Below are 25342 nucleotides of genomic sequence, written 5' to 3'. Positions count from 1 at the left end.
AGGCCGCTGCGTTTAAGCTCACGCCGCGGCGGATATCTCCTGGACAGCGCTGGTAACGATCCTGTTTCTCAGCCTCAGCTCAGACTGCTCATATATCGCACATACGCCGATACGCGACGGTGTCCCTATGGATCGCGGAGCGCGTTGGCACGGGAATACGGACTGGCGGCTACGTGTTGCCGCCGGTGACGACTTGTCGCTTTTCGGCAGGACGAATTCGGAGGATTCGATCATCACCACGCTTTTGGGCCCGACCAGCATGTCGCACGCGCAGGACTGCCCCACGGACGAGTGGGTGAAGGCGTCCGACGAGTTGCAAGGCACCGCGGTATTCGACGCGACCGGGGACAAGTCCACGATGCCCTCGTGGGACGAGCTGGTGCGTCAGCACGCCGACCGGGTATACCGGCTGGCCTACCGCCTCTCCGGCAATCAGCACGACGCCGAGGATCTCACCCAGGAGACCTTCATCCGGGTTTTCCGGTCGGTGCAGAACTATCAGCCCGGAACGTTCGAAGGCTGGTTGCACCGCATCACCACCAACCTGTTCCTCGACATGGTCCGCCGGCGCGCCCGGATCCGGATGGAGGCGCTACCCGAGGATTACGAGCGGGTGCCCGCGGACGAGCCCAACCCCGAGCAGATTTACCACGATGCACGGCTCGGGCCGGACCTGCAGGCGGCTTTGGATTCGCTGCCGCCGGAGTTCCGCGCCGCAGTCGTGCTGTGCGACATCGAGGGCCTGTCCTACGAGGAGATCGGCGCGACGCTGGGCGTGAAGCTCGGGACCGTGCGCAGTCGTATCCACCGTGGACGTCAGGCGCTGCGCGACTACCTGGCCGCCCATCCCGGTGCCGGCCGGGGTGCACTGCACGCTGAGCCGGCGTAGCCGGCGAACACCCGAATCGACACAGCCGGGTCCCCGCCCGGATGTAAGCCACCGGTTTTGTGGTCTTGAGATGCGCTATTGCGCACGCCTCGCGCTACATTCGAGGGGTAGGCGCTACGAAAGGACCCGGTGATGCCCGATCGAGGAGGACATCTCTTCCGCCGCGCGTTCTCCTGGCTTCCCGCACAGTTCGCCTCCCAGAGCGATGCGCCCGTCGGCGCGCCGCGCCAGTTCGGTTCGACCGAGCACCTTTCCGTCGAAGCCATCGCGGCGTTCGTCGACGGTGAGCTGCGGATGAACGCGCACCTCCGGGCGGCGCATCACCTGTCGCTGTGCCCGGAGTGCGCGGCCGAGGTCGACGATCAGAGCCGGGCCCGTGCGGCGCTGCGCGACTCGCATCCGATCCGTATCCCCAGCACGCTGCTCGGAATGCTCGCTGAGATTCCCTACGATTCGCCCGATGACATGACCACCCGGGCGTCCGACCGTTTTGCTGAGCGCGACGCCCGTGAGCAGCGCAAGCGCCCGTAGCTCGACACCGTCTCGCCGAACTCCCCGTGGTTGATCCCGCCGACTTTTGCGCACCCCGCCCGCGCGCTCATGGGCGGCCGGCGTCGAACCGTGGATACTAGGGTGGACACGACCACGCCGGTGTCGGGTATATCGCCCGGTGAAGGGCCTGTCTCAAGCGCTCAAGAAGAGGATCCAAAGGGGTAACGTGACCTCCGATCAAGGCAACGACAGCGGCAAGAACAGCGGCAACCGCTTAGCGCCGCGCCCCATCTCCCGTCCGCCGGTCGACCCCGCATCGCGTCAACTCTTCAGCCGTCCCGACGGGCTGCGCGGATCCTTCGTGGCCGACCGCGTCCGCCCGCAGAAGTATCGCGACCAGGCCGACTTCCGGCCGCACGAAGAAGAGGCCGATCCGGTCCTTCAGGAGGCGTTCAGTCGCCCGGTCGGCAGTCCCGACTCGCTGCAGCGCCACCCCGTCGACGCCGGTGCGCTGGCGGCCGAGAAAAACGGTGCGGAGCCGGACGAGCTCGACGACCCCTGGCGCGACCCGTCGGCGGCCGCGGCGCTGGGCACGCCGGCGGTCGCCCCCTCGGGGCCGCGAGGGCCGCAGGGCTACGGCGGCAAGCTCGGTGTGCGCGACGTGCTGTTCGGCGGCAAGGTGTCCTACCTGGCGCTGCTGGTCTTGCTGCTGATCGCGCTGCTCATCGGGGTGATCGGCGGGGTGGTCGGCCGCAAGACGGCCGAGGTCGCCGAGGCGTTCACCACCTCGAAGGTGACGCTTTCCACCAATGGCAACGGTGAAGGGCCGGCGGGGCGGTTCGCCAAGGTCGCCGCGGCGACCGCCAACGCGGTGGTGACCATCGAGTCCAAGAGCGACCAGGAGGGCATGCAGGGCTCCGGCGTGGTGATCGACGGTCGCGGCTACATCATCACCAACAACCACGTGATCTCCGAGGCGGCCAACAACCCCAGCCAGTTCAAGACGACCGTGGTGTTCAACGACGGCAAGGAAGTGCCCGCCAACCTGGTTGGCCGCGACCCCAAGACCGACCTTGCCGTGCTCAAGGTCGACAACGTCGACAACCTGAGCGTCGCCCGGTTCGGCGACTCGGACAAGGTGCGCGTCGGCGACGAGGTCCTTGCCGCGGGCGCGCCGCTGGGGCTGCGCAGCACCGTGACCCACGGCATCATCAGTGCGTTGCACCGGCCCGTCCCGTTGTCGGGGGAGGGCTCGGACACCGACACCGTCATCGACGCTCTGCAGACCGACGCCTCGATCAACCACGGCAACTCCGGTGGCCCGCTGATCGACATGGATTCGCAGGTGATCGGCATCAACACCGCGGGTAAGTCCTTGTCCGACAGCGCAAGCGGGCTCGGCTTCGCGATCCCGATCGACGAGGCGAAGCAGGTCGCCCAGACCTTGATCAAAGACGGGAAGATCGTGCACCCGACGCTGGGGGTGAGCACCCGGTCGGTGAGCAACGCCATCGCCTCCGGCGCGCAGGTTGCCAACGTGAAGGCGGGAAGCCCCGCGCAGAAGGGCGGAATCCTGGAGAACGACGTCATCGTCAAGGTCGGCAACCGCACGGTCGCCGACGCCGATGAGTTCGTCGTCGCGGTGCGCCAGCTGACCATCGGCCAGGACTCCCCGATCGAGGTGGTCCGCGACGGCCGGCATGTCACCCTGACCGTCAAGCCCGACCCCGACGGCAGCTAAATGTTCGGCAGTCTGAGCTGGGAGCACATCCTGGTCCTCGTCGTGGTCGGGCTGGTGGTCCTCGGGCCGGAGCGACTTCCCGGGGCCATCCGCTGGACGTCGACCGCGCTGCGGCAGGCCCGTGATTACCTCAGCGGGGTGACCACCCAGCTGCGCGAAGACCTCGGGCCCGAGTTCGACGATCTGCGCGTTCCGCTGAGCGAATTGCAGAGGCTACGGGGGATGACGCCGCGCGCCGCGCTGACCAAGCACCTGCTGGACGGCGACGATTCCTTCCTCACCGGGAACTTCGACAGGCCGGTCAACGGGGCGCCCGCCACTCCGTCGGAGCCGTCGAGACCGCCCCAGACGCACGCCCCCGGACAGACACCCTTCGACGCCGACGCGACCTAGCGCGGGGATCGCAACCGCGGCGAAGGGTCGCCCCCATCAGGCCTAGCGCCGCGTCGGATCGAGCCCGAGTGACACACCCGCCAATCCACGCCGTCGCGACGACAGGTTGTCGGCCACGTTGCGCAGTTCCTTGCCCGCCGGGGAATCGGGGGCACTCAGGACGATCGGAGTGCCCGAATCGCCCGCGGCCACCAACGCGGGGTCCAGCGGGATCTGACCCAGCAGCGGCACATCGGCACCGACCGCGCGGGACAATCGTTCGGCCACCTGACGGCCGCCGCCCTCGCCGAACACCTGCATGGTCGAGCCGTCCGGCAGCGTGAGGCCCGACATGTTCTCCACCACGCCGGCGATGCGCTGCCGGGTTTGCAACGCGATGCTGCCCGCCCGCTCGGCGACCTCGGCGGCGGCCAGCTGCGGCGTCGTCACGACCATGAGCTCGGCGCTCGGGATCAGCTGAGCCACCGAGATGGCGATGTCGCCGGTGCCCGGCGGCAGATCCAGCAACAGGACATCGAGGTCGCCCCAATAGACGTCGGCCAGGAACTGTTGCAACGCCCGGTGCAGCATGGGCCCGCGCCACACCACGGGCGCGTTGCCCTCGGTGAACTGGGCGATCGAGATGACCTTCACCTCGTGGGCGATCGGCGGCAGGATCATCGACTCAACCTGGGTCGGCCGGTCGGTGGTGCCCATCATGCGGGGGATGGAATGGCCGTGGATGTCGGCGTCGAGTACGCCGACCGACAGTCCCCGGGCCGCCATCGCGGCGGCGAGGTTGACCGTGACGGTGGACTTTCCCACCCCGCCCTTCCCGGACGCGACCGCATAGACCCGCGTCAGCGAGTTCGGCTGGGCGAAGGGGATGACGGGGTCGCGGGCGTCTCCGCGCAACTGCTTGCGCAGTTCGGTGCGCTGCTCGTCGTTCATCACGTCGAGGGTGACTTTCACGGCCCCGGTGCCCGGAACGTCGGAGACGGCCTGGGTGACCCGCTCGCTGATTTCGGTCTTCTTCGGGCAGGCGGCGGTGGTCAGGTAGATCGCCACGTGCACGCCACCGTCGGGCTCGGTGTCAATGCTTTTGACCATTCCGAGTTCGGTGATCGGGCGCCGTAACTCGGGGTCGATCACCTTCCCCAGTGCGGTGCGGATTGCTGCGCTCAGGTCGGCAGTGTCATGAGGGGACATCACCGCCGAGTGTAGGCGCGTGACGTTGTGGGCTGGTCAGCCGCCCGTAGCGGGACCCGGCTGCTTCGGCGCCGCCGCGTTCGGCGGGCCGGCCGGCTTGGGCGCCGGTGCGGCCGGGGGCGCAGCGGCGGGCGGGGCCGCCTGCGGGTCCGGAGGCGGCGGTGGGCCCTGCGGCGGCGCCCACGGCGGGGCGGCGGGCGGCGGGTTCTGGGAGCCGACGCAGATCACCGTGCAGCCGGGCTGCCGCGTCGGGGCCTGCTGTTGGGTGGGGGTCATCCACGGGAACATCGGCGGTGGACCGGCGCTCTGCGGTTGGCCGAGGTCGATCAGCGGCATGCGCGCCAGTGGATCGTCCACCGGCAACCCGTTGACGTTCATCGGCAGGTTGGGGCCTAGTCCCTCGGGATGCTCGAGGAATCCGTCGCCGAGCGGAGGCGGCGGACCCGTCATCGGAGGCAGGTCGACCGGAACCACCCCGGTGGCGTACGCCGAGGCCCAGCCCAGCACGTTCTGCGCGTAGGCCATCGAGTTGTTGTAGCGAAGGATCGCGGCCATCACTTGCGACGGGTCGCGGAGGTTGAGGCCGCCGCTGCACAGGTAGCGGGCCGCCGCCAGGGTGGAGTCGAAGAGGTTCTGCGGATCGGCAACGCCGTCGCCCTTGCCGTCGGACGCGTATCGCGCCCAGGTGCCCGGCAAGAACTGCATCGGTCCCATCGCGCGGGCATAAGTGGGGCGATTGCCGGTGCTGCTCTGCAGGATGACCTCGTTGCCCGGCAGCGTGCCGTCCAACGCGGGGCCGTAGATCGGGACGACGGCGGTGCCGCGCGCGTCAACCGCGCCGCCGCCCGCATGCCCCGACTCGATGCGTCCGATCCCCGCCAGCAAGTTCCAGCTGACGCCGCAGTTCGGTGCGGCCACGGCCATCCGTTGCTCGGCACTGCGATAGGCCGCCAGCGCGATGCTCGGGATGCCAAGCGCCCCAGGCGCATTCACGATCATCGCTGGCGGTGGTGCCGACAAGGCGGGTTCGGCGACGTGGAAAGCGGTCGGGGAACGGTCGATGGGGACGACGGCGGGCCCCGACAAGTCGGGAATGCTAGGGGAGACAGCTGCCACCGGGGTGATGTTCGCGTGCACCGGAGGGAGTTTTTCGGGGAGCGAAGGCGCCGCTCCGCTCACGGCTCCGGCGAAAATCAACGGGGTGATGGTCGCGACCCCGAACGCGCGCGTGCGTGTTACCTGAAGCGCTCGTTGCCGCTCCGCAGCGGCGGCCGGGTGTGCACCCCGGCGTCCCCCAATGCGCACTCGACCGTCCTAGGTATGTGATCTGGTCAACTGCTTCTCAGCCGTGAACTAGATCACCATACATAACTCTTGTGACCAGAGTGGCGCAATGGTCGGAACTGGTTTATGCCCTATTTCCTTGCGTTGCGGTCGACGCTGTCATCGCCCTGCACCGCCTCAGAACCCTCGGATTCGGCGTCCAGATTCGCCAGCAGGGAGCGTAGGTCCTCGAGCTCGTGACGCAGATATTCGCGGGTCACGACCTCACCGACCGCCAGTCGCACGGCGGCGAGTTCGCGGGCCAGAAACTCGGTGTCGGCCTTGGTCTGCGCCGCGCGATGGCGATCCTGTTCGAGCGCGACCCGGTCGCGATTTTCCTGACGATTCTGGGCGAGCAGAATCAGCGGCGCCGCGTAGGCGGCCTGCGTGGAGAAAGCCAGGTTGAGCAGGATGAAGGGGTAAGGGTCCCACCGCAGACCCACCGCGAACAGGTTCAGCGCAATCCACGCCACCACGAGGATGGTCTGCACCAGCAGGTAGCGGCCGGTGCCGAAGAAGCGCGCGATCGATTCGGTGATCTGGCCGACGGCCTCGGGGTCGAGGCGGGGCGAGTACCTGCGCGACGTCCGCGGGGTGTAGAGCCGGCGCGGGGTCGAGGACGTGCTCACGCGGATCCTCCCAGTTCATCGAGCCGGCCGGTGGCGTCGAGCGCCTGCACATCGACCCGCCAGTCGTGCGGCAACAAGTGATCGAGAAGATCGTCCACCGTCACCGCGCCCAATAGGTGGTTCTGGTCATCCAGGACCGGTCCGCACACCAGGTTGTAGGCGGCCAGGTAGCGGGTCACCGCCCCCAGCGGCGTTTCCGGCGTCAGGGTGAGCAGGTCGTTGTCGACTATCCCACCGACCAACTCCGCCGGTGGTTCGCGTAGCAGTCGCTGCAACTGCACACAGCCCAGATACCGACCCGTGGGTGTGGACGTGGGCGGGCGCACCACGAACACCATGGACGACAGGGCCGGGGTGAGGTCGGGGTCGCGGACCCGGGCCAGCGCCTCGGCGACCGACGTGTCAGGTGTCAGCACCACCGGATCCGACGTCATCAGGCCGCCCGCGGTGTCGGGCGAATGTGCCAGCAGCCGACGTACCGGGGCCGAATCGCCAGGGTCCATCCGGGTCAGGAGCATCTCGGCGTCGGTCGGATTCAGCACGCCGAGCAGGTCGGCGGCATCGTCGGGATCCATCTCCTCGAGCACGTCGGCCGAGCGTTCGGTGCCCAGCTCGGACAGCACGTCGGCCTGGTCCAGCTCCGGCAGTTCCTGCAGGACATCCGCCAGCCGGTCGTCGTCGAGCGCTTTGAGCACCTCGTAGCGCCGCTTGGGCGGCAGCCCGCGGATGGCGTCCGCCACATCGACCGCCTTCCAGCCCTCGAACTGGTTCAGCAGCTGCGCCACCCCCTGGCCCGGCAGCGCCAGCGCCGAAGGGGTCAGGCCCTGCACGTTTTGCCAATCCACGACGTGCACGGGGCCGCGCCGACCCAGCCGCCGCTGACTGCGGACCGCCACCCGGCTCACCATCCAGTCGCGGGTGCGGATTTGTTCGATGCCCAGGTCGGTGACGACGACGTCGAGGCCGGCCAGCTCAGGCAGCGCGGGGTCGTTGACCCTGACCTGGGTGTCGAGCACCTGGCCGATCGCCAGCACCTCGCCCGGACGCTGTTCGAAGTGGCGCAGGGACACGCTGCCGGTGTTGAGCGTGACCGCCTCCGGCTCGATCGCGGTGACCCGGAGCATCGGGATGAAGATGCTGCGCCGCGTCGCCAAATCGACGACCAACCCCAGCACGCGGGGCTGCTGACGCACGATGCTGATGCTGATCACCACATCGCGGATCCGGCCGAAGGACTCGCCGAGTGGACCCAGCACCAACATCCGCGAGAGCCGGGCGATGTACACCCTGTTGACCGATGCCATGGGGAAAGCCTAGGCAGCGCCGGGCGGCAGGGCAGATGGCGGCGGTGTTGGCCCGCTTACGCGATGGTGCTAACGCGAGTGCATCGCGAAGATCGCGAAGATCAGGCCCACCACCAGGGTTGCGACGCCGATGACGATGCCGGCGACCGCGAGGCCGTAGCCGTCTTGCTGGGTGCGCTTGATCTGATTGAGCGCGACCACTCCCATCACGATGCCCGCGATCGAGCCGAGGCAGCAGCAGAACACACCGGTGAACGACGAGATGAGCGACGCGATAGCGAGCTTGTTCGTGCCCGGCTTGAGTCCACTCGGCAACCCGTAGCCGCCCAGGTAGTCCGGGGAGGGGTAGTAGCCGCCCGGATAAGACGGTGGCCCGTAGCCGGCGGGCGGCCCGCCGAATTGCGGGGGCACCGGCTGGTACGGCGGCGTGCCATAGCCCGGCGGCTGTTCGTACCCCGTCGGCTGCCCGTATCCGGGTGGCGGCGGCGGGTATTGGCCCCCATAGCCGGGGTGGTGCTCGGTGGGATACGCCGCCGGCGGATAGGCCGGGGGCGGATATTCCGGTGCCGGCGCCGATGCGGGCGGCTCCCACGGCCTCTCTGGCTGGTCCGGGGCCCCGCTGCCGGCGGGCGTCGGTTTGGCCTGGTCGTCGTGGGCGCGTTCGCCGAAGTCATCGCCGGGCGCTGTCATGCTGTTCAACCTAGCCGATGCTCAAGTGGGGGATTGGCGGCGAATCGCCGCGGACGTGCGGACCGCGGGGTCTTGTTTGCGCAGGTTGGCGTGCGGTCGCTGGATAGGCTACGAGGGCCCGAGATGTGACCTCGGCCAGGGCGGAGGAGAATGAGCACCAATGACTAGTCCTTTCCAGCCCGGTCAAGTTCCAGGCGCCACGCCCCCCGGTGCGGCGGCCGCTCGGCGCGGCGTGCCCTCACTACCGACCCCGCCCAAGGGCTGGCCGGTCGGCTCTTATCCGACCTACGCCGAGGCGCAGCGTGCCGTCGACTACTTGTCCGAGCAGCAGTTCCCGGTGCAGCAGATGATCATTGTCGGCGTCGACCTGATGCAGGTCGAACGAGTGACCGGCCGGTTGACGTGGCCAAAAGTTCTCGGCGGCGGTGTGCTCAGCGGGGCCTGGCTGGGCCTGTTCATCGGGCTGGTGCTCGGATTCTTCAGCCCGAATCCGTGGGCTGCGCTGGCCACCGGCCTGGTCGCCGGTGTCTTCTTCGGTTTGATCACCTCAGCGGTCCCGTACGCGATGGCCCGTGGCACAAGGGATTTCAGCTCGACCATGCAGCTGGTGGCCGGCCGCTACGACGTGCTCTGCGATCCGCAGAACGCGGAGAAGGCACGGGATTTGTTGGCGCGCTTAGCGATTTGAGGCCGCGCGCGAGAGGTGTGAATCGGTGGTGAAACGTCCTGGGCGCCTGCGCCGGATGGGCGTCATCGCGCTGGCGACGGTGACCACCACGGTGGCGCTCTCGGGCTGCGGGTCCGCCGCCAACGGGCTGGTGATCACCTTCTTCACGCCGGCCACCGACTCGGCCACGTTCACGGCGGTGTCCCAGGAGTGCACCAGGCAATCGCGGGGACGGTTCACCATCCAGCACGTGAGCCTGCCGCGGGGTCCCGGGGAGCAGCGAGTGCAGCTGGCGCGGCGGCTGAGCGCCCACGACCGCGGGCTGGACGTGATGGCGCTGGACGTGGTGTGGACCGCGGAGTTCGCCGAGGCAGGCTGGGCCGTGCCGCTATCCGACGACCCCGAAGGGCGGGCCGACGCCGACGCCACCGCTGACACCCTGCCCGGCCCGCTGGCGACGGCCCGCTGGAAGCACAGGCTGTATGCCGAGCCCGTCACAACCAACACAGAATTACTTTGGTACCGGCCCGATTTGGTGAGCCAGCCGCCGCTGGACTGGGACGCGATGGTGGCCGAGGCCGCCCGGTTGCACGCGGCGGGTCAGCCCGCCTGGATCGCCGTGCAGGCCAACGAGGGCGAGGGCCTGGTTGTGTGGTTCAACACGCTGCTGGTGAGCGGCGGAGGTCAGGTGCTCTCCGAGGACGGCCGCCAGGTCACGCTGACCGACACGCCCGCGCACCGGGCCGCGACCGTCAACGCGCTGCGCATCCTCAAGTCCGTCGGTACCGCCCCCGGGGCCGATCCGTCGATCAGCCGGACCGACGAAGGCACGGCCCGCCTGGCGGTCGAACAGGGCAAGGCCGCACTGGAAGTCAACTGGCCGTATGTGCTGGCCTCCATGCTGGAGAACGCGGTGAAGGGCGGTGTCCCGTTCCTGCCGCTGAACCGCGACCCGGCCCTGGCGGGCAGCATCAACGACGTCGGGACGTTCGTGCCCAGCGACGAGCAGTTCCGCATCGCCTACGACGCCAGCCGGCGGGTCTTCGGATTCGCGCCGTATCCCGGTGTGGCGCCGGGCCGGCCGGCCAAGGTGACGCTCGGCGGGTTGAACCTCGCCGTGGCGAGCACTACCCGCCACCGTGCGGAGGCCTTCGAAGCCGTGCGCTGCCTGCGCAGCCTGCAGAGCCAGAAGTACGTTTCGATGGCGGGTGGCCTGCCCGCGGTCCGGACGTCGTTGTACTCCGACCCGCAATTCCAGACCAAATATCCGATGTACACGATCATTCGGCAACAGCTCACCGATGCCGCCGTGCGGCCGGCGACGCCGGTGTATCAGGCGCTGTCGCTGCGGCTGTCGGCGGCGCTGAGCCCGATCGCCGAAATCGACCCGGAGCGAACGGCCGACGAACTCACCGCGCAGGCGCAGAAGGCCATCGACGGCAAGGGGCTGTTGCCGTGACCACAACCGCCGCCGCGCCGCGCCCCCGGGCCCGAAACCAGCTGCCGGAACGGCGACTTGCCTTTGTGCTCGTCGCGCCTGCGGCGATCCTGATGCTGGCGGTGACGGCCTACCCGATCGGCTATGCGGTGTGGCTGAGCCTGCAGCGCAACAATCTCGCCACCCCCAACGACACTGCGTTCGTCGGGTTGAGCAACTACCAAACGATCTTGACCGACCGCTATTGGTGGACCGCGCTGGCCGTAACGCTGGGAATAGCAGCGGTTTCGGTGTCGCTCGAGTTCGTGTTGGGCCTGGCGCTGGCACTGGTGATGCACCGCACGCTGGTCGGCAAGGGCCTGGTGCGCACCGCGGTGCTCATTCCGTACGGCATCGTCACCGTGGTCGCGTCGTACAGCTGGTACTACGCGTGGACGCCGGGAACCGGCTATCTGGCCAACCTTCTGCCGCAGGGCAGCGCCCCCCTGACCGCCCAGATCCCGTCGCTCGGCATCGTCGTCCTGGCCGAGGTTTGGAAGACGACCCCCTTCATGTCGCTGCTGCTGCTGGCCGGGCTGGCGCTGGTGCCCGAGGACTTGCTGAAGGCGGCCCAGGTCGACGGCGCCGGGCCGTGGCGGCGGCTGATGCGCATCACCCTGCCCATCATCAAGCCGGCGGTGGTGGTCGCGTTGCTCTTCCGGACGCTGGACGCCTTCCGCATCTTCGACAGCATCTACGTGCTGACCGACGGCGCCAACAACACCGACTCGGTGTCAATCCTGGGTTACGACAACCTCTTCAAGGGGTTCAACGTCGGATTGGGCTCGGCGATCAGCGTGCTGATCTTCCTCTGTGTGGGCATCATCGCGCTTGTCTACATCAAGGCGTTCGGCGCCGCGGCGCCCGGTGGTGACGTCGATGGCCGCTAACACGGCGGGGACCGGGCGGGCCTGGGCCGGCTGGGTCCTGCTAGACACCGTTGTGGTGGTGTACGCACTTGTTCCGGTGTTGTGGATCCTCAGCCTCTCGCTCAAGCCGACGTCAACGGTCAAGGACGGCAAGCTGATTCCGTCGTCGGTGTCCTTCGAGAACTACCGCGGCATCTTCCGCGGTGACTTGTTCAGCTCGGCGCTGGTCAACTCGATCGGGATCGGGTTGATCACCACCGCGATCGCGGTCGGGCTCGGCGCGATGGCGGCCTACGCGATCGCCCGGCTGAACTTCCCGGGCAAGCGGATGCTGATCGGTGCCACCCTGCTCGTCACCATGTTCCCCGCGATCTCGCTGGTCACCCCGCTGTTCAACATCGAACGCTTCGTCGGCCTGTTCGATACCTGGCCCGGGCTGATCCTGCCCTACATCACGTTCGCTCTGCCGCTTGCCATCTACACGCTGTCGGCGTATTTCCGGGAGATTCCGTGGGATCTGGAGAAGGCGGCCAAAATGGACGGCGCCACACCGGCCCAGGCGTTCCGCAAGGTGATCGTCCCGCTGGCCGCGCCCGGGGTGGTCACCGCGGCGATTCTGGTGTTCATCTTCGCCTGGAACGACTTGCTGCTGGCGCTGTCGCTGACCGCCACCAAGGCGGCGATCACCGCTCCGGTGGCCATCGCGAACTTCGGTGGCAGTTCGCAATTCGAGGAACCCACCGGGTCGATCGCGGCCGGGGCCGTCGTGATCACGGTCCCGATCATCCTCTTTGTTCTAATCTTCCAACGAAGAATCATCGCCGGGCTGACCTCCGGCGCTGTGAAGGGATAGCGCGATGGCCGAGATTGTGCTGGACCATGTCACCAAGAGCTACCCGGACGGCGCCACCCCGGTAAAGGACCTCAGCATCACCATCGCCGACGGCGAGTTCCTGATTCTGGTCGGCCCGTCGGGGTGCGGTAAGACGACAACGCTGAACATGATTGCCGGCCTTGAGGACATCTCGTCGGGCGAGCTGCGCATCGGTGGAGAGCGCATGAACGAGAAGGCGCCCAAGGATCGGGACATCGCGATGGTGTTCCAGTCGTACGCGCTGTATCCGCACATGACCGTGCGGCAGAACATCGCGTTTCCGCTGACGCTCGCCAAGATGAAGAAGGCCGAGATCGCCCAGAAGGTAGTGGAGACCGCCAAAACCCTTGACCTGACTGAACTGCTCGACCGCAAGCCCTCCCAATTGTCGGGCGGGCAGCGACAGCGGGTCGCGATGGGCCGGGCGATCGTGCGCCAGCCCAAAGCCTTTTTGATGGACGAGCCGCTGTCCAACCTGGACGCCAAGCTGCGCGTCCAGATGCGCGGCGAGATCGCACGGCTGCAGAAGCGGCTGGGCACCACGACTGTCTACGTCACCCACGACCAGACCGAGGCCATGACGCTGGGAGACCGGGTGGTGGTGATGCGCGGCGGCGTCGCGCAGCAGATCGGCACCCCCGACGAGCTCTACGAACATCCGGCCAACCTGTTCGTCGCGGGGTTTATCGGCTCGCCGGCCATGAACTTCTTCCCGGCCACGTTGACGCCCACCGGGCTGACGCTGCCGTTCGGGGAAGTGGTGGTGACACCGGAAGTACGACAGGCGATCGCGCAGCATCCGGCGCCGGAGAACGTCATTGTCGGGGTACGGCCCGAGCATCTGCACGACGCCGCGTTGATCGATGGGTACCAGCGCATCCGGGCGCTCACCTTCGAGGTGAAGGTGGATTTGGTTGAGTCGCTGGGTGCCGACAAGTTCGTCTACTTTTCCACTGCGGGGTGGGCGGCGCACTCCGCCCAGCTCGACGAGCTGGCCGCCGCGGCCCACGCACACGAAAACCAGTTCGTGGCAAGGGTTCCCGCGGAGTCCAAAGCGGCAATCGGGCAGTCTCTCGAGCTGGCGTTCGACACCGCGAAGCTCGCCGTTTTCGACGCCGGCTCCGGGGTGAACCTGACCAACGCGGTGTCTGGGGAGCGGTGAGCCCGATCCTGGACCAGGTGCGGGCCCACCTGCGCCGCCACTTCGCCGGCGCCGAGCCCGATTCGGCGAGCGTGACCTTCCTGGGCACCGAACCCATCGAGGTACTGCGCTTCCGCGGGAGCGACGGGCTGGTTCACTATGTGTCGCTGGGCTGTTCGCGCTATCCGATGACCGACCCGACACAGATCGTCGACGACCGGACGCGCGGCCCCCGCGCCGAAGTCGTGCTGAGCCTGCGAAATCCGGGGCCGGTCAGCGGCATTGCCCGCAGCCTGGCGGTACTGGCCGCGACACCGGCCGTCGAGGGGTTGGTGCTGACCGCCGACGCGTTGGTCGATCTCGGCTCGCCGCTGTGGGCGCGACCCGGGGGCCGGGTGCCGTTCACGGCGGTGTTGTTGGGCCCCAGCGACATCGACGATCTGCCGCTGGAACCGCCCCGCGACCCGGTGCAATTCCTCGCGGCGACTCCCATCACCGCGACCGAAGCGGCCTGGGTGCGGTTGAAGGGCGCCGAAGCCATGCGACAGGCGTGGCAGAACGACGGCGTCGACGTGCTGAATCCGAATCGACCTGCCGCACAACCTAATTGATAGCTCAGCCGCTGGACTAGAGCCAGTTGAGTTTTCGGAAGCTGAAGTACAGAGTCAGGCAGGCAGTGACCATTATGCCGACCACCACCGGATAGCCCCAGTGCCACTTCAGCTCAGGCATGAACTCGAAATTCATGCCATAGATGCCCGCGAACATGGTCGGCACCGCGATGATGCCGGCCCAGGCCGATATCTTGCGCATATCGGAGTTCTGCTGCATGCCCACACGGGCCAATGCCGCCTGTATGAGCGAGTTGAGCATGTCGTCGTAGCTGTTGATATGGTCCGCGGCCTCGGACTGGTGGTCGGCGACGTCGCGCAGGTAGCGCCGGACTTCTTTCGAGATCAGGTCCTTGTTTTCCACCTGCATTCGGTGGAACGCGCCGGACAATGGGTTGACGCACCGGCGCAGTTCGACGACCTCGCGTTTGAGGAGATAAATCGGTTCGACGTCGAGCTTGCGGCCCGGGGCGAACGCCACCTCCTCGATGCTGTCGATGTCGGACTCGACCAGACCGCTCACCTCGAGGTAATGGTCGACCACGTCGTCGGCGATGGCGTGCATCACCGCGTACGGTCCCAGGCGCATCTGCTCCGGGTCGGCTTCCATGCGCTTCCGCACCTCGGATAGCCCGCCGTGTTCACCATGGCGGACGGTGACCACGAAATCCTTGCCAACGAAGACCATGATCTCGCCGGTTTCGACGATCTGGCGGGCCTTCGTCACCGATTCGTGCGCGACGTAGGTAACGGTCTTCAAGACAAGGAACACCGTGTCGTCGTAGCGCTCAAGCTTGGGCCGCTGATGCGCGCAGACCGCGTCTTCGACGGCCAACGGGTGCAGCCCGAAAACGTCCGCGACATCCTGCATCTCGGTTTGGTCGGGCTCGCGCAGACCGACCCAGACGAAGGCCTCGTGTCCGAGCATTTCGATCTGGCGCACCTTGTCCCGGGCCGCGGCGGGGCTGAATTTCCCGGGCAGCCGGTGGCCCTCGGCGTAGATGGCGCAGTCGACCAACGTCTCGTTGGGGGAGTTGGGTTGGGAATCGGGATGCGGCGGACGCGGCTCGTGGGCGAGCGGCCGAAGCGCTTCGGGCAATGCGTCAAAACCCTGGAACACATCCACCTCCGATCGCTGCGCTCCTCTGACCGGGCGGTGCTTCATGCTACGCGCCCTGGGTTCGCAAAGCGCGCCGATCCGCGCGCGGCGGAATGGCCGGGCGTCGGACCGGAAGTTGGCAGCCCAGAGGGGTGCGCTAGTTTCGTGCCGAGACCCGAATCTGCATGACTACCTCCACAAGGAGCATTTCGACGTGAGCGCAAGTCCTCTCAAGGTCGCCGTCACCGGCGCCGCCGGCCAGATCGGCTACAGCCTGTTGTTCCGCCTGGCGAGCGGTGCACTGCTGGGCCCCGACCGCCCGATCGAGCTGCGTCTGCTCGAGATCGAGCCGGCGCTCAAGGCGCTCGAGGGCGTCGTGATGGAGCTGGACGACTGCGCGTTCCCGCTGCTGTCCGGGGTGGAGATCGGCGCCGACGCGAACAAGATCTTCGACGGCGTGAATCTGGCACTGTTGGTCGGCGCGCGGCCGCGTGGCCCGGGCATGGAGCGCAGCGACCTGTTGGAGGCCAACGGCGCGATCTTCACAGCGCAGGGCAAGGCGCTGAACTCCGTCGCCGCTGACGACGTCCGCATCGGTGTTACCGGCAACCCGGCCAACACCAACGCGCTGATCGCGCTGAGCAACGCCCCCGACATCCCCAAGGAGCGGTTCTCGGCGCTGACCCGCCTGGACCACAACCGGGCCATCTCGCAGCTGGCCAAGAAGACCGGCGCGAAGGTCACCGACATCAAGAAGATGACGATCTGGGGCAATCACTCCGCCACCCAGTACCCCGACATCTTCCACGCCGAGGTCGGCGGCAAGAACGCCGCCGAGGTGGTCAACGACCAGAACTGGATCGAGAACGACTTCATCCCGACCGTGGCCAAGCGCGGCGCGGCGATCATCGACGCGCGCGGTGCCTCCTCGGCCGCCTCGGCCGCGTCGGCGACCATCGACGCCGCCCGCTCGTGGCTGCTCGGCAGCCCGGACGGTGACTGGTTGTCGATGGCGGTCTACTCCGACGGCTCCTACGGCGTGCCGGAGGGAATCGTGTCGTCGTTCCCGGTGACCACCAAGGATGGCAACTGGTCGATCGTGCAGGGGCTGGAGATCGACGACTTCTCCCGCAGCCGCATCGAAAAGACCACCGCCGAGCTAGTCGACGAGCGCAACGCGGTGACCGAGCTGGGACTGATCTGACGCCACCCGGTCGTCGCGCAACGTCATCCCGCGCAGATTAGGCCTACTAATCGGTAGTCAGTACCCTGGGGCGCGTGTCCGAGTTGATTGAATCGATACAGACGCGCGCCGAACAGGCCGCGATCACCGACGCGGAGATCTTCGAGGCACACGTAGGCGGCAAGCTTTCCGTAGGCCTGACGGCCCCCCTGGACACCCGGCGGGCATTGTCGATCGCGTACACCCCGGGTGTGGCGCAGGTCAGTCGCGCGATAGCCGCCGATCGCAGACAGGCCGCCCGGTACACGTGGGCGAACCGGCTGGTCGCCGTCGTCAGCGACGGCAGCGCCGTGCTGGGCCTCGGCGACATCGGCCCCGCCGCGTCGCTGCCCGTGATGGAGGGCAAGTGCGCCCTGTTTCAGGCGTACGGCGGCCTGAACGCGATCCCCATCGTGCTGGACACCAAGGATCCCGACGAGATCGTCGAAACCCTGGTGCGACTGCGCCCGACGTTCGGCGCGGTCAACCTCGAGGACATCGCCGCGCCGCGCTGCTTCGAGATCGAACGGCGGGTCATCGAAGCGCTGGACTGCCCCGTGATGCACGACGACCAGCACGGGACGGCGATCGTCGCGTTGGCCGCACTGATGGGCGCCACCAAGTTGCTCGGCCGCGACATGACGTCGCTGCGGGTAGTGGTTTCCGGCGCCGGGGCGGCGGGTGTCGCGTGCACGAATCTGCTTCTGGCGATGGGTGTTTCCGACATCACGGTGCTGGACTCACGCGGGATCCTGCACACCGGGCGCGACGACATGAACAGCGTGAAGAGCGTTCTGGCGCAGCGCACGAACCCTGACGGCCTCACGGGAAGCATGGCGGAAGCGCTGCGCGGCGCCGATCTGTTTCTCGGGGTGTCCGGTGGTGTGGTGCCCGAGGAGATGATCGCCACAATGGCGCCCGACGCGATCGTCTTCGCGCTGTCCAATCCCGATCCGGAGATCCATCCGCAGGTGGCGGCCAAGTACGCCGCGGTGGTGGCCACCGGCCGCAGCGACTTCCCCAACCAGATCAACAACGTGCTGGCCTTCCCCGGCGTGTTTCGGGGAGCGCTGGATGTCGGGGCGCGCCGGATCACCGAAAAGATGATGGTTGCCGCGGCCGAGGCGATCTTCTCGGTCGTCAGTGACGACCTGGCGTTCGACCGGATCGTCCCGAGCCCGCTGGACCTGCGCGTCGGGGATGCGGTCGCCACGGCGGTGGCCCTGGCCGCGGACCCCGCAGACATCGCGGGGTGAGGACCGGCCGGCTGGCGGTGCCGCTGCTCGCCGCCCTACTCGTTGTGGCCGGCTGCGGGACCGACGCCGGCGACCACCGCGCCCGTCCGGAACTGGTGGTCGGCTCCGGGACGGATTCCGAGTCGGCGCTGCTGGCCGGCGTCTACGTGGCCGCGCTGCGGTCCTACGGCTTCGCGGCGCGCGCCGAGACTGCCGACGATCCGATGGCGCGCCTGGACTCGGGCGCGTTCACCGTCGTCCCGGCCCTGACCGGCCGCAAGCTGGAGAGCTTGCAGCCCGGCGCGGTGGCGATGTCCGACGCGGATGTCTACCGCGCGATGGTGGCCGCGCTGCCCGAGGGAGTCGCCGCGGGCGACTATGCGACCGCCGCGGAAGACAAGCCCGTGCTGCTGGTGACGGGACCCACCGCCAAGGCGTGGGGCGGCAGCGATGTCAGCGCGGACTTGAGCACGCTGCCGAAGCACTGCGCCGGCCTGGTCGTGGGCACCGCCACCGGCCGTCGGACCCCTTCGAGCGTAGGCACCTGCCGGCTTCCCGTTCCGCGCGAATTACCCGACGAGACAACGATGTTCGCCGCGGTTCGGGCCGGGCAGCTGACCGCGGGGTGGACGACGACCGCCGACCCCGGCCTCCCTGCCGACCTGGTCACGCTCGCCGACGGCAAACCCGCGCTGATCCGGGCCGAGAACGTGGTGCCGCTGTATCGCCGCAACGCGCTGAGCGATCGGCAGCTGCTGGCGATCAACGAGGTCGCCGGCGTGCTGGACACCGCGGCCCTGGTCGACATGCGCCGCCAGGTGGCCGGCGGAGCCGACCCGCAGGCGGTCGCCGGCGGGTGGTTGGCGGAACATCCGCTGGGGCGGTAAGGCGGGCGTCAGCGCTTGGGCAACAGGTGGGTCACAATGCGCTGCACCCGGCCCATGACGGGCCCATTCAGTAGTCGTTCAGGTCTCGAACCCGTCAGCCGAACGACCAGGTCCATGGCCTTTACGTCGGGTCCGACCAGCACCCGAGCCTTGTTCTTCTGCACGGCGCCCAAGATGACCTGAGCCGCGCGTTCTGGGGTCGTCTTGGCCTGTTGTTCCTCGAATATTTCCGCCAGACCGTCCTGGTCGAGCCCGTCGGCGAAGATGGCGTTGCGGGCGAACCCCGTCTTGACCCCGCCCGGGTGCACCGTCGTCACCCGCACCGGATGGCCGGCCCGCACCATCTCCTGTCGGAGCGCCTCGGTGAAGCCCCGGACGGCGAACTTGGCCGAAACGTATGCCGCCTGCCCGGGTGCCGCGAAGAGTCCGAGGGCGCTTGAGATGTTGATAACGTGGCCGTCGCCGGAGGCGATCAGGTGCGGGAGGAACGCCTTGGTGCCGTTGACGACGCCCCAATAGTCCACGTCCATCACCCGTTCGATGTCCTTGAACCGGGTGTCTTCGATGGAGCCGACGAACGTGATGCCGGCGTTGTTGTAGACCTGGTTGACCTGGCCGAAGTGCTCCCGGACAGCCTCCGCATATGCCACAAGCGCCTCGCGCTCGGTCACGTCGAGGGGATCGGCTTTGACCGGTGCGCCCATGGCCTTGAGTTGCTCATGGGTTTGCGCCAGTCCCGCGGTGTCGACGTCGCTAATGGCGAGCCTGGCGCCCGCGCGACCCAGTTCGAGGGCCAACGCCTGGCCGATCCCCGAACCCGCTCCCGTCACGACGGCGACCTTGCCGGCGAACCCATGCATGCGTGCTCCCTGTGGCAGTGTTTGCTGCGTCAGGTTATCCGGTAGCAACCGCCGTCGCCACGTGGGGATCACTGCTTGGGCATCAGCCGGCCCATGACGGGCCCGAAGAGCTGCTGATATCCGGGGCCGGTCAGCCGCACCAAGGCGTCCAACACCTTGGCGTCCGTGCCGACCAGGACTCGGGCCTTCTTCTTGCGCACGGCCTCCAGGATGATCTGGGCGGCTCGTTGCGGGCTGGTCTTGGCGAGCCGTTTGTCGAACAGGCTGGCCAGCTGGGCCTGGTCGAGCCCCTCGGCGGCGGTGGCGTTGCGGGCGATCGCGGTTTTGATGCCGCCGGGGTGCACGGTGGTCACCGCCACGGGATGTCCGGCCGCCACCATTTCCTGTCGCAGCGCCTCGGTGAATCCCCGGACCGCGAACTTGGCCGAGTTGTAGGCCGCCTGCCCGGGCACCGAGAACAACCCGAACACGCTGGAGACGTTGATGACGTGGCCGTCGCCGGAGGCGATCAGGTGCGGCAGGAATGCCTTCGTGCCGTTGACCACGCCCCAGAAGTCGACGTCCATCACCCGTTCGATGTCCTTGAACTGGCTGACTTCGACGTCGCCGGTGAAGGCGATGCCGGCGTTGTTGTAGATCTGGTTGACCTTGCCGAAGTGCTCCTTGACCGCGTCGGCGTAGGCCAGAAACGCCTCGCGCTCGGTCACGTCGAGCCGGTCCGCCTTGACGTCGGCACCGATCGCCTTCAGCTGCGCCTCGGTTTCGGCCAGGCCTTCGACGTCGACGTCGCTGATCGCGACCTTGGCGCCCGAGCGGGCCAACTCAATGGCCAGCGCTTGCCCGATGCCCGAACCCGCGCCCGTCACCACGGCGACCTTGCCGGCGAATCCCTGCATGAGCACCCTTCCTTGTCGGCTCGTTTGCGTCGAGGCTAGCCGGTACCGGCGGTCACTCGTACCGGCGGGTGGTCGCGCCGCGCCGGGCTCAGGCTCAATTGCCCGGCTCCTCACTCGCACCCTTCGGGCGCTCGCCGTCGCCGGGCTCGGCTCAGCGGAACGCTATGTCGAGGATCTCCTGCTGTTCGACCGCGTGCACCTTCGACGAGCCCGACGATGGGGCCGACATGGCTCGGCGCGAGATCCGCTTGAGCCCGATCAGCTTGTCGGGCAGCAGTTCAGGGAGCTCTAGGCCGAACCGCGGCCAGGCACCCTGGTTGGCCGGCTCCTCTTGCACCCAGAAGAACTCGTTTGCGCTGGGGTAACGCTCGAGCGTTTCGTTGAGCCGGCGCTTGGGCAGCGGGGCGAGCTGCTCGATGCGCACGATCGCGACGTCGTCCCGGTTGTCCTTGGCCTTGCGCGCCACCAGCTCGTAGTAGATCTTGCCGCTGGTCAGCAGGATCCTGGTGACCTTGGTGCGGTCACCGATACCGTCCTCGTAGGTCGGCTCCTCGAGCACGGAGCGGAACTTGATCTCGGTGAAGTCCCTGACGTCGCTGACGGCGGCCTTGTTGCGCAGCATCGACTTCGGCGTGAAGACGATCAGCGGCCGCTGAACTCCGTCGAGGGCGTGCCGGCGCAGGAGATGGAAATAGTTCGACGGCGTCGACGGCACCGCGATGGTCATCGAACCCTCCGCCCAAAGCTGCAGGAAGCGTTCGATGCGGCCGGAGGTGTGGTCGGGGCCCTGGCCTTCGTGGCCGTGCGGGAGCAGCAGCACCACGTTGGACAGCTGGCCCCACTTGGCCTCGCCGGAGCTGATGAACTCGTCGATGATCGACTGCGCGCCGTTGACGAAGTCGCCGAACTGCGCCTCCCACAGCACCAGGGCGTCCGGGTTGCCCACGGTGTAGCCGTATTCGAATCCGACGGCGGCGTACTCCGACAGCGGTGAGTCGTACACCAGGAACTTGCCGCCGGTGGGCGTCCCGTCGGTGTTCGTCGCCAGCAGTTGCAGCGGGGTGAACTCTTCGCCCGTGTTGCGGTCGATGATCACTGAATGCCGCTGGGAGAAGGTTCCGCGCCGGGTGTCCTGGCCGGACAGCCGCACCAGCTTGCCCTCGGCCACCAGCGAACCTAGCGCGAGCAGCTCGCCGAAGGCCCAGTCGATCTTGCCTTCGTAGGCCATCTCCCGACGCTTTTCCAGCACCGGCTGCACCCGCGGGTGCGGGCTGAAGCCCTCCGGTAGGGCGAGGAACGCGTCACCGATGCGGGACAGCAACGCCTTGTCCACCGCGGTCGACAGGCCCGCAGGAAGCATCTGGTCCGCCTCGACGGATGCGCTCGGCTGTACGCCGTGTTTCTCCAGGTCCCGGACCTCGTTGAACACCCGTTCGAGCTGACCCTGGTAGTCGCGCAGCGCGTCCTCGGCCTCCTTCAGTGAGATGTCGCCGCGGCCGATCAGGGCTTCGGTGTAGCTCTTGCGGACCCCACGCTTGATGTCGACGACGTCGTACATTGCGGGGTTGGTCATCGACGGGTCGTCGCCTTCGTTGTGGCCGCGCTTGCGGTAGCACAGCATGTCGATGATGACGTCCTTCTTGAACTTCTGCCGGAAGTCCACGGCCAGCTGTGCCACCCATACGCAGGCTTCCGGGTCGTCGCCGTTGACGTGGAAGATCGGCGCCCCGATCATCTTGGCGACGTCGGTGCAGTATTCGCTGGATCGCGAATACTCCGGCGCGGTGGTGAAGCCGATCTGGTTGTTGACGATGATGTGAATGGTGCCGCCGACCCGGTACCCGGGCAGGTCCGCCATGTTCAGCGTCTCGGCGACGATGCCCTGGCCGGCGAAGGCGGCGTCACCGTGCAGCATCATCGGCACCACCGAGAAGGCCTTCTCGTCCCCGTCGTCGTGGGCGCCGCGGTTCAGCAGGTCCTGCTTGGCCCGGACCAGGCCCTCGAGCACCGGGTCCACGGCTTCGAGGTGCGACGGGTTGGCGGTCAAAGAGACCTGAATGTCGTTGTCGCCGAACATCTGCAGGTAGACGCCGGTGGCGCCGAGGTGGTACTTGACGTCACCGGAGCCGTGCGCCTGCGACGGGTTGAGGTTGCCCTCGAACTCGCTGAAGATCTGCGAGTACGGCTTGCCGACGATGTTGGCCAGCACGTTGAGCCGGCCACGGTGCGGCATCCCGATGACCACTTCGTCGAGGCCGTGCTCGGCGCATTGGTCGATCGCCGCGTCCATCATCGGGATCACGCTTTCCGCACCTTCTAGCGAAAACCGTTTCTGTCCAACGTACTTCGTCTGCAAGAACGTCTCGAACGCCTCGGCGGCGTTCAGCTTGCTCAGGATGAATTTCTGCTCGGCCACCGTCGGTTTGACGTGTTTGGTCTCGACGCGCTGCTGCAGCCACTCTTGCTGTGAGGGCTCGAGGATGTGGGTGTATTCCACGCCGATGTGGCGGCAGTAGGCATCGCGAAGCAGGCCCAGCACGTCGCGCAGCTTCTTGTACTCGCAGCCGGCAAAGCCGTTGACCTTGAACACCCGGTCGAGATCCCACAGCGTCAGCCCGTGGTTGAGGATTTCCAGGTCGGGGTGGCTGCGGAAGCGGCTGCCGTCCAACCGCAGCGGGTCGATGTCGGCCATCAGGTGGCCGCGATTGCGGTAGGCCGCGATCAACTCCATCACCCGGGCGTTCTTGTCGACGATCGAGTCCGGGTTGTCGGTGCTCCACCGCACCGGCAGGTATGGGTTGCCCAGTTCGCGGAAGATGTCGTCCCAGAACGCGTCCGACAGCAGCATCTCGTGGATGGTGCGCAGGAAGTCACCGGATTCCGCGCCCTGAATGATCCGGTGGTCGTACGTCGAGGTCAGCGTGATCAGCTTGCCGATTCCCAGTTCGGCGATGCGCTCCTCGCTCGCGCCCTGGAACTCGGCGGGGTATTCCATCGCGCCGACTCCGATGATGGCGCCCTGGCCGGCCATCAGCCGCGGCACCGAGTGCACCGTGCCGATGGTGCCCGGGTTGGTCAGCGAAATCGTCACGCCCGCAAAGTCTTCGGCGGTCAGCTTGCCGTCGCGGGCCCGGCGCACGATGTCCTCGTAGGCGGAGACGAATTCCGCGAAGCGCATCGTCTCGCAACCCTTGATGCCGGCCACCACCAGCGAACGCTTGCCGTCCTTACCCTGCAGGTCGATGGCCAGGCCCAGATTGGTATGGGCGGGTGTGACCGCGGTGGGCTTGCCGTCGACCTCGGCGTAGTGCCGATTCATGTTCGGGAACTGCTTGATGGCCTGCACCAGCGCGTAGCCCAGCAGGTGGGTGAAGGAGATCTTGCCGCCGCGGGTGCGCTTGAGCTGGTTGTTGATGACGATCCGGTTGTCGATCATCAGCTTGGCCGGGACGGCCCTGACGCTGGTGGCGGTCGGCACGTCCAGCGAGGCTGACATGTTCTTGACGACGGCCGCCGCGGCGCCGCGCAGCGTCTGCAGCTCGTCGCCTTCGGCGGGCGGGGGAGTCGGGGCTTTGGCTTTGGCCGGTGCTGCGGCGGGGGCGCTGGCGGCACCGTTGCCGGCGGCTGGTTGGGCCGGCGCGGCGGTCTGGGCGGACGGCTGGGCGACCGGCGCGGGTTTTGCTTGCGGGGCGCTCGCGGCGGGCTGGCCGTCGCCGGCGGCCGGGGCGCTCGAGGCCGATTCGCCGGTCGGCTCGGGGTTGTAGTCGACCAGGAACTCGTGCCAGCTCGGATCCACCGACGAGGGATCATCGCGGAACTTGCGGTACATCTCCTCGACCAGCCATTCGTTCTGCCCGAATGGTGAACTTATGTTGCTCACGACCGCTGTTCGCCTCAATTCCTCTGTCCTGCAAGCGCTTACGCAGCTGTTGCACGGCGCCTGTACATTTCTCGGGCCTCGGATTGTGGAGCATGTCACAGCAGTGGCGATGCTCAACGATTCCCGCCCTATAAAGGCTAACCTTTCGCCAGCAATTCGCCAGGGAGACGGGGGTCGGAGGGGCGCTAGCCGGCTTCGTGGAACGGCGGCACCAGGTGCAGGGCGCGCGGCCACCGCACGGGCGGGGCGCCGAACGCCCTGTCGGCGTTGCGGACGATCTTCTTGCCCGCGAAGTAGTTGCCCACGGCCCCGACGACGATCCCGATGCCCACCGGGAGCAGTTTGCCGAACACCAGGGCGCCGCGTCGCAGCGCGTACCGCTTGACCCACGACTTGAACAATCGCGAGTTCAGCCGTGACATCGACGACAGCGGCACGGCGGCCACGCTCTCGGAAATCCAGCCGCCGTTGGTACGGCTCGGGCCGAAGAGCTGGGCGACCGCTTCCTTACTGTTGTCGCCGACCAGTACCGACAGCACCAAAGCCCGGCGGCGTTCCCGGTGATCGGCGGGGATGTCGTAGACCACCGCGACGGCCAACACGAAGAACGCGGTGGCCTCAAGGAACGTCACCGTTTCCGCCGCGGCGGCAGACAGCGCGCTCAAGGTGCCGATGCCGGGGATCGTCGCCGCCGCGCCCACCGCCATGCCGCTGGCCGTCACCATGCCCACGTAGCGCTTCTGCAGCTTGGCGAGGATCTCGGCCGGGCTGCTGCTCGGGTGCGCGTTGCGCAGCCGGGACACATAGGCCTCGGCCGCCGGTCCTTGGACCCGCGAGCTCCGCTCGATGACCTGGGCCAAAGCCCGCGCGGACGTCTTAGGCCGGCCGTTGGTGGGCGTCGGCGCCTGCTCCACGTGCGACATGCTAAAAAACCGGTTCGAAGACCGCTTCCGTCGGGCCCGCATCTTGCCTCTC

Annotated in this window: 23 protein-coding genes; 13 read left to right on the top strand and 10 right to left on the bottom strand. The window is 67.6% G+C overall.

Annotated elements, in window-relative coordinates:
* Positions 1 to 127 precede the first annotated feature (127 nt).
* From sigE to tatB, 4 genes are all read left to right on the top strand, one after another.
* A complete protein-coding gene (gene sigE, locus A5758_RS09380; protein WP_067739277.1) occupies positions 128 to 889 on the top strand; it encodes an RNA polymerase sigma factor SigE in 762 nt (253 codons plus the stop codon).
* A 132-nt stretch (positions 890 to 1021) separates the two neighbouring features.
* Entirely contained in the window at positions 1022 to 1420 is a 399-nt protein-coding gene (gene rseA / locus A5758_RS09375; RefSeq protein ID WP_067203703.1) for an anti-sigma E factor RseA, read from the top strand.
* A 187-nt stretch (positions 1421 to 1607) separates the two neighbouring features.
* Positions 1608 to 3122 carry a S1C family serine protease gene (locus A5758_RS09370; RefSeq protein ID WP_067739274.1) on the top strand — a complete coding sequence of 505 codons (1515 nt, stop codon included), beginning with the start codon at positions 1608 to 1610 and terminating at the stop codon, positions 3120 to 3122.
* Positions 3123 to 3515 carry a Sec-independent protein translocase protein TatB gene (gene tatB / locus A5758_RS09365; RefSeq protein ID WP_067739271.1) on the top strand — a complete coding sequence of 131 codons (393 nt, stop codon included), beginning with the start codon at positions 3123 to 3125 and terminating at the stop codon, positions 3513 to 3515.
* A 42-nt stretch (positions 3516 to 3557) separates the two neighbouring features.
* Here the strand turns inward: tatB and A5758_RS09360 are convergent, their stop codons facing one another.
* The 5 genes from A5758_RS09360 to A5758_RS09340 all read right to left on the bottom strand — a co-directional run bounded on the left by A5758_RS09360 (position 3558) and on the right by A5758_RS09340 (position 8649).
* Complete coding sequence (locus A5758_RS09360) at positions 3558 to 4703, bottom strand: Mrp/NBP35 family ATP-binding protein (RefSeq protein ID WP_156622557.1); 1146 nt, start codon at positions 4701 to 4703, stop codon at positions 3558 to 3560.
* Positions 4704 to 4739: 36 nt separating this feature from the next.
* Positions 4740 to 6008 (bottom strand): lytic transglycosylase domain-containing protein, encoded by a 1269-nt coding sequence (locus tag A5758_RS09355; RefSeq protein WP_082939626.1) that lies wholly within the window; start codon positions 6006 to 6008, stop codon positions 4740 to 4742.
* A 110-nt stretch (positions 6009 to 6118) separates the two neighbouring features.
* Entirely contained in the window at positions 6119 to 6655 is a 537-nt protein-coding gene (locus A5758_RS09350) for a DUF1003 domain-containing protein (RefSeq protein ID WP_067739262.1), read from the bottom strand.
* Positions 6652 to 7959 (bottom strand): magnesium transporter MgtE N-terminal domain-containing protein, encoded by a 1308-nt coding sequence (locus tag A5758_RS09345; RefSeq protein ID WP_067203692.1) that lies wholly within the window; start codon positions 7957 to 7959, stop codon positions 6652 to 6654. Before A5758_RS09345 ends, A5758_RS09350 begins: the two co-directional genes overlap by 4 nt.
* 69 nt (positions 7960 to 8028) lie before the next feature.
* The gene (locus tag A5758_RS09340; protein WP_067739259.1) at positions 8029 to 8649 is read right to left on the bottom strand and encodes a DUF4190 domain-containing protein; all 621 of its coding nucleotides are present in this window, start codon (positions 8647 to 8649) and stop codon (positions 8029 to 8031) included.
* A gap of 160 nt (positions 8650 to 8809) precedes the next feature.
* Here A5758_RS09340 and A5758_RS09335 point away from each other — a divergent pair, with 160 nt between their 5' ends.
* From A5758_RS09335 to A5758_RS09310, 6 genes are read left to right on the top strand one after another with little or no spacing between them, the layout of a single operon-like run.
* Positions 8810 to 9337: a general stress protein gene (locus tag A5758_RS09335; RefSeq protein WP_067203688.1), complete on the top strand. Its 528-nt coding sequence runs from the start codon at positions 8810 to 8812 to the stop codon at positions 9335 to 9337.
* A gap of 25 nt (positions 9338 to 9362) precedes the next feature.
* Positions 9363 to 10775 (top strand): extracellular solute-binding protein, encoded by a 1413-nt coding sequence (locus A5758_RS09330; RefSeq protein WP_067739256.1) that lies wholly within the window; start codon positions 9363 to 9365, stop codon positions 10773 to 10775.
* Entirely contained in the window at positions 10772 to 11683 is a 912-nt protein-coding gene (locus tag A5758_RS09325) for a carbohydrate ABC transporter permease (protein WP_067739252.1), read from the top strand. Before A5758_RS09330 ends, A5758_RS09325 begins: the two co-directional genes overlap by 4 nt.
* A complete protein-coding gene (locus A5758_RS09320) occupies positions 11673 to 12515 on the top strand; it encodes a carbohydrate ABC transporter permease (RefSeq protein ID WP_067739442.1) in 843 nt (280 codons plus the stop codon). Before A5758_RS09325 ends, A5758_RS09320 begins: the two co-directional genes overlap by 11 nt.
* 4 nt (positions 12516 to 12519) lie before the next feature.
* Positions 12520 to 13698, top strand: coding sequence for an ABC transporter ATP-binding protein (locus A5758_RS09315; protein ID WP_067739249.1), 1179 nt, complete (start codon positions 12520 to 12522; stop codon positions 13696 to 13698).
* Positions 13695 to 14288, top strand: coding sequence for a suppressor of fused domain protein (locus tag A5758_RS09310; protein ID WP_067203680.1), 594 nt, complete (start codon positions 13695 to 13697; stop codon positions 14286 to 14288). The genes A5758_RS09315 and A5758_RS09310 overlap by 4 nt, the downstream gene beginning before the upstream one ends.
* A gap of 16 nt (positions 14289 to 14304) precedes the next feature.
* On the opposite strand, the gene corA is transcribed toward A5758_RS09310, so the two are convergent.
* A complete protein-coding gene (gene corA / locus A5758_RS09305) occupies positions 14305 to 15453 on the bottom strand; it encodes a magnesium/cobalt transporter CorA (RefSeq protein ID WP_369816410.1) in 1149 nt (382 codons plus the stop codon).
* 148 nt (positions 15454 to 15601) lie between these two features.
* On the opposite strand from corA, the gene A5758_RS09300 reads away from it, so the two are divergent.
* From A5758_RS09300 to A5758_RS09290, 3 genes are all read left to right on the top strand, one after another.
* On the top strand, positions 15602 to 16591 hold the full coding sequence (locus A5758_RS09300) for a malate dehydrogenase (RefSeq protein ID WP_067203678.1): 990 nt from the start codon (positions 15602 to 15604) through the stop codon (positions 16589 to 16591).
* 74 nt (positions 16592 to 16665) lie between these two features.
* Positions 16666 to 17865 (top strand): NADP-dependent malic enzyme, encoded by a 1200-nt coding sequence (locus A5758_RS09295; protein ID WP_067739246.1) that lies wholly within the window; start codon positions 16666 to 16668, stop codon positions 17863 to 17865.
* Positions 17862 to 18731, top strand: coding sequence for a glycine betaine ABC transporter substrate-binding protein (locus tag A5758_RS09290; protein ID WP_067739235.1), 870 nt, complete (start codon positions 17862 to 17864; stop codon positions 18729 to 18731). Before A5758_RS09295 ends, A5758_RS09290 begins: the two co-directional genes overlap by 4 nt.
* A gap of 8 nt (positions 18732 to 18739) precedes the next feature.
* Here A5758_RS09290 and A5758_RS09285 read toward each other — a convergent pair whose 3' ends face one another.
* The 4 genes from A5758_RS09285 to A5758_RS09270 all read right to left on the bottom strand — a co-directional run bounded on the left by A5758_RS09285 (position 18740) and on the right by A5758_RS09270 (position 25332).
* Complete coding sequence (locus tag A5758_RS09285) at positions 18740 to 19591, bottom strand: SDR family oxidoreductase (protein WP_067739232.1); 852 nt, start codon at positions 19589 to 19591, stop codon at positions 18740 to 18742.
* A gap of 68 nt (positions 19592 to 19659) precedes the next feature.
* Entirely contained in the window at positions 19660 to 20487 is an 828-nt protein-coding gene (locus A5758_RS09280; protein WP_067203670.1) for an SDR family oxidoreductase, read from the bottom strand.
* 151 nt (positions 20488 to 20638) lie between these two features.
* Positions 20639 to 24367 carry a multifunctional oxoglutarate decarboxylase/oxoglutarate dehydrogenase thiamine pyrophosphate-binding subunit/dihydrolipoyllysine-residue succinyltransferase subunit gene (locus A5758_RS09275; RefSeq protein ID WP_067739230.1) on the bottom strand — a complete coding sequence of 1243 codons (3729 nt, stop codon included), beginning with the start codon at positions 24365 to 24367 and terminating at the stop codon, positions 20639 to 20641.
* 185 nt (positions 24368 to 24552) lie between these two features.
* Positions 24553 to 25332: a hypothetical protein gene (locus tag A5758_RS09270; RefSeq protein WP_067739227.1), complete on the bottom strand. Its 780-nt coding sequence runs from the start codon at positions 25330 to 25332 to the stop codon at positions 24553 to 24555.
* Between the last annotated feature and the right edge of the window lie 10 nt (positions 25333 to 25342).

The organism is Mycobacterium sp. 852014-50255_SCH5639931, from assembly GCF_001665605.1.
GTDB classification, from domain to species: Bacteria; Actinomycetota; Actinomycetes; order Mycobacteriales; family Mycobacteriaceae; genus Mycobacterium; species Mycobacterium paraffinicum.
The sequence above is the reverse complement of the archived record's forward strand: the minus strand, read 5'-3'. Positions and strand labels throughout refer to the sequence as shown.

Excerpts from the sequence above, each read along its gene's own strand:
- sigE (WP_067739277.1), top strand. The coding sequence starts at position 128 with ATGGATCGCGGAGCGCGTTGGCACGGGAATACGGACTGGCGGCTACGT.
- rseA (WP_067203703.1), top strand. The coding sequence starts at position 1,022 with ATGCCCGATCGAGGAGGACATCTCTTCCGCCGCGCGTTCTCCTGGCTT.
- tatB (WP_067739271.1), top strand. The coding sequence starts at position 3,123 with ATGTTCGGCAGTCTGAGCTGGGAGCACATCCTGGTCCTCGTCGTGGTC.
- A5758_RS09360 (WP_156622557.1), bottom strand. The coding sequence starts at position 4,703 with ATGTCCCCTCATGACACTGCCGACCTGAGCGCAGCAATCCGCACCGCA.
- A5758_RS09345 (WP_067203692.1), bottom strand. The coding sequence starts at position 7,959 with ATGGCATCGGTCAACAGGGTGTACATCGCCCGGCTCTCGCGGATGTTG.
- A5758_RS09340 (WP_067739259.1), bottom strand. The coding sequence starts at position 8,649 with ATGACAGCGCCCGGCGATGACTTCGGCGAACGCGCCCACGACGACCAG.
- A5758_RS09335 (WP_067203688.1), top strand. The coding sequence starts at position 8,810 with ATGACTAGTCCTTTCCAGCCCGGTCAAGTTCCAGGCGCCACGCCCCCC.
- A5758_RS09320 (WP_067739442.1), top strand. The coding sequence starts at position 11,673 with ATGGCCGCTAACACGGCGGGGACCGGGCGGGCCTGGGCCGGCTGGGTC.
- A5758_RS09315 (WP_067739249.1), top strand. The coding sequence starts at position 12,520 with ATGGCCGAGATTGTGCTGGACCATGTCACCAAGAGCTACCCGGACGGC.
- corA (WP_369816410.1), bottom strand. The coding sequence starts at position 15,453 with ATGAAGCACCGCCCGGTCAGAGGAGCGCAGCGATCGGAGGTGGATGTG.
- A5758_RS09285 (WP_067739232.1), bottom strand. The coding sequence starts at position 19,591 with ATGCATGGGTTCGCCGGCAAGGTCGCCGTCGTGACGGGAGCGGGTTCG.
- A5758_RS09280 (WP_067203670.1), bottom strand. The coding sequence starts at position 20,487 with ATGCAGGGATTCGCCGGCAAGGTCGCCGTGGTGACGGGCGCGGGTTCG.
- A5758_RS09270 (WP_067739227.1), bottom strand. The coding sequence starts at position 25,332 with ATGCGGGCCCGACGGAAGCGGTCTTCGAACCGGTTTTTTAGCATGTCG.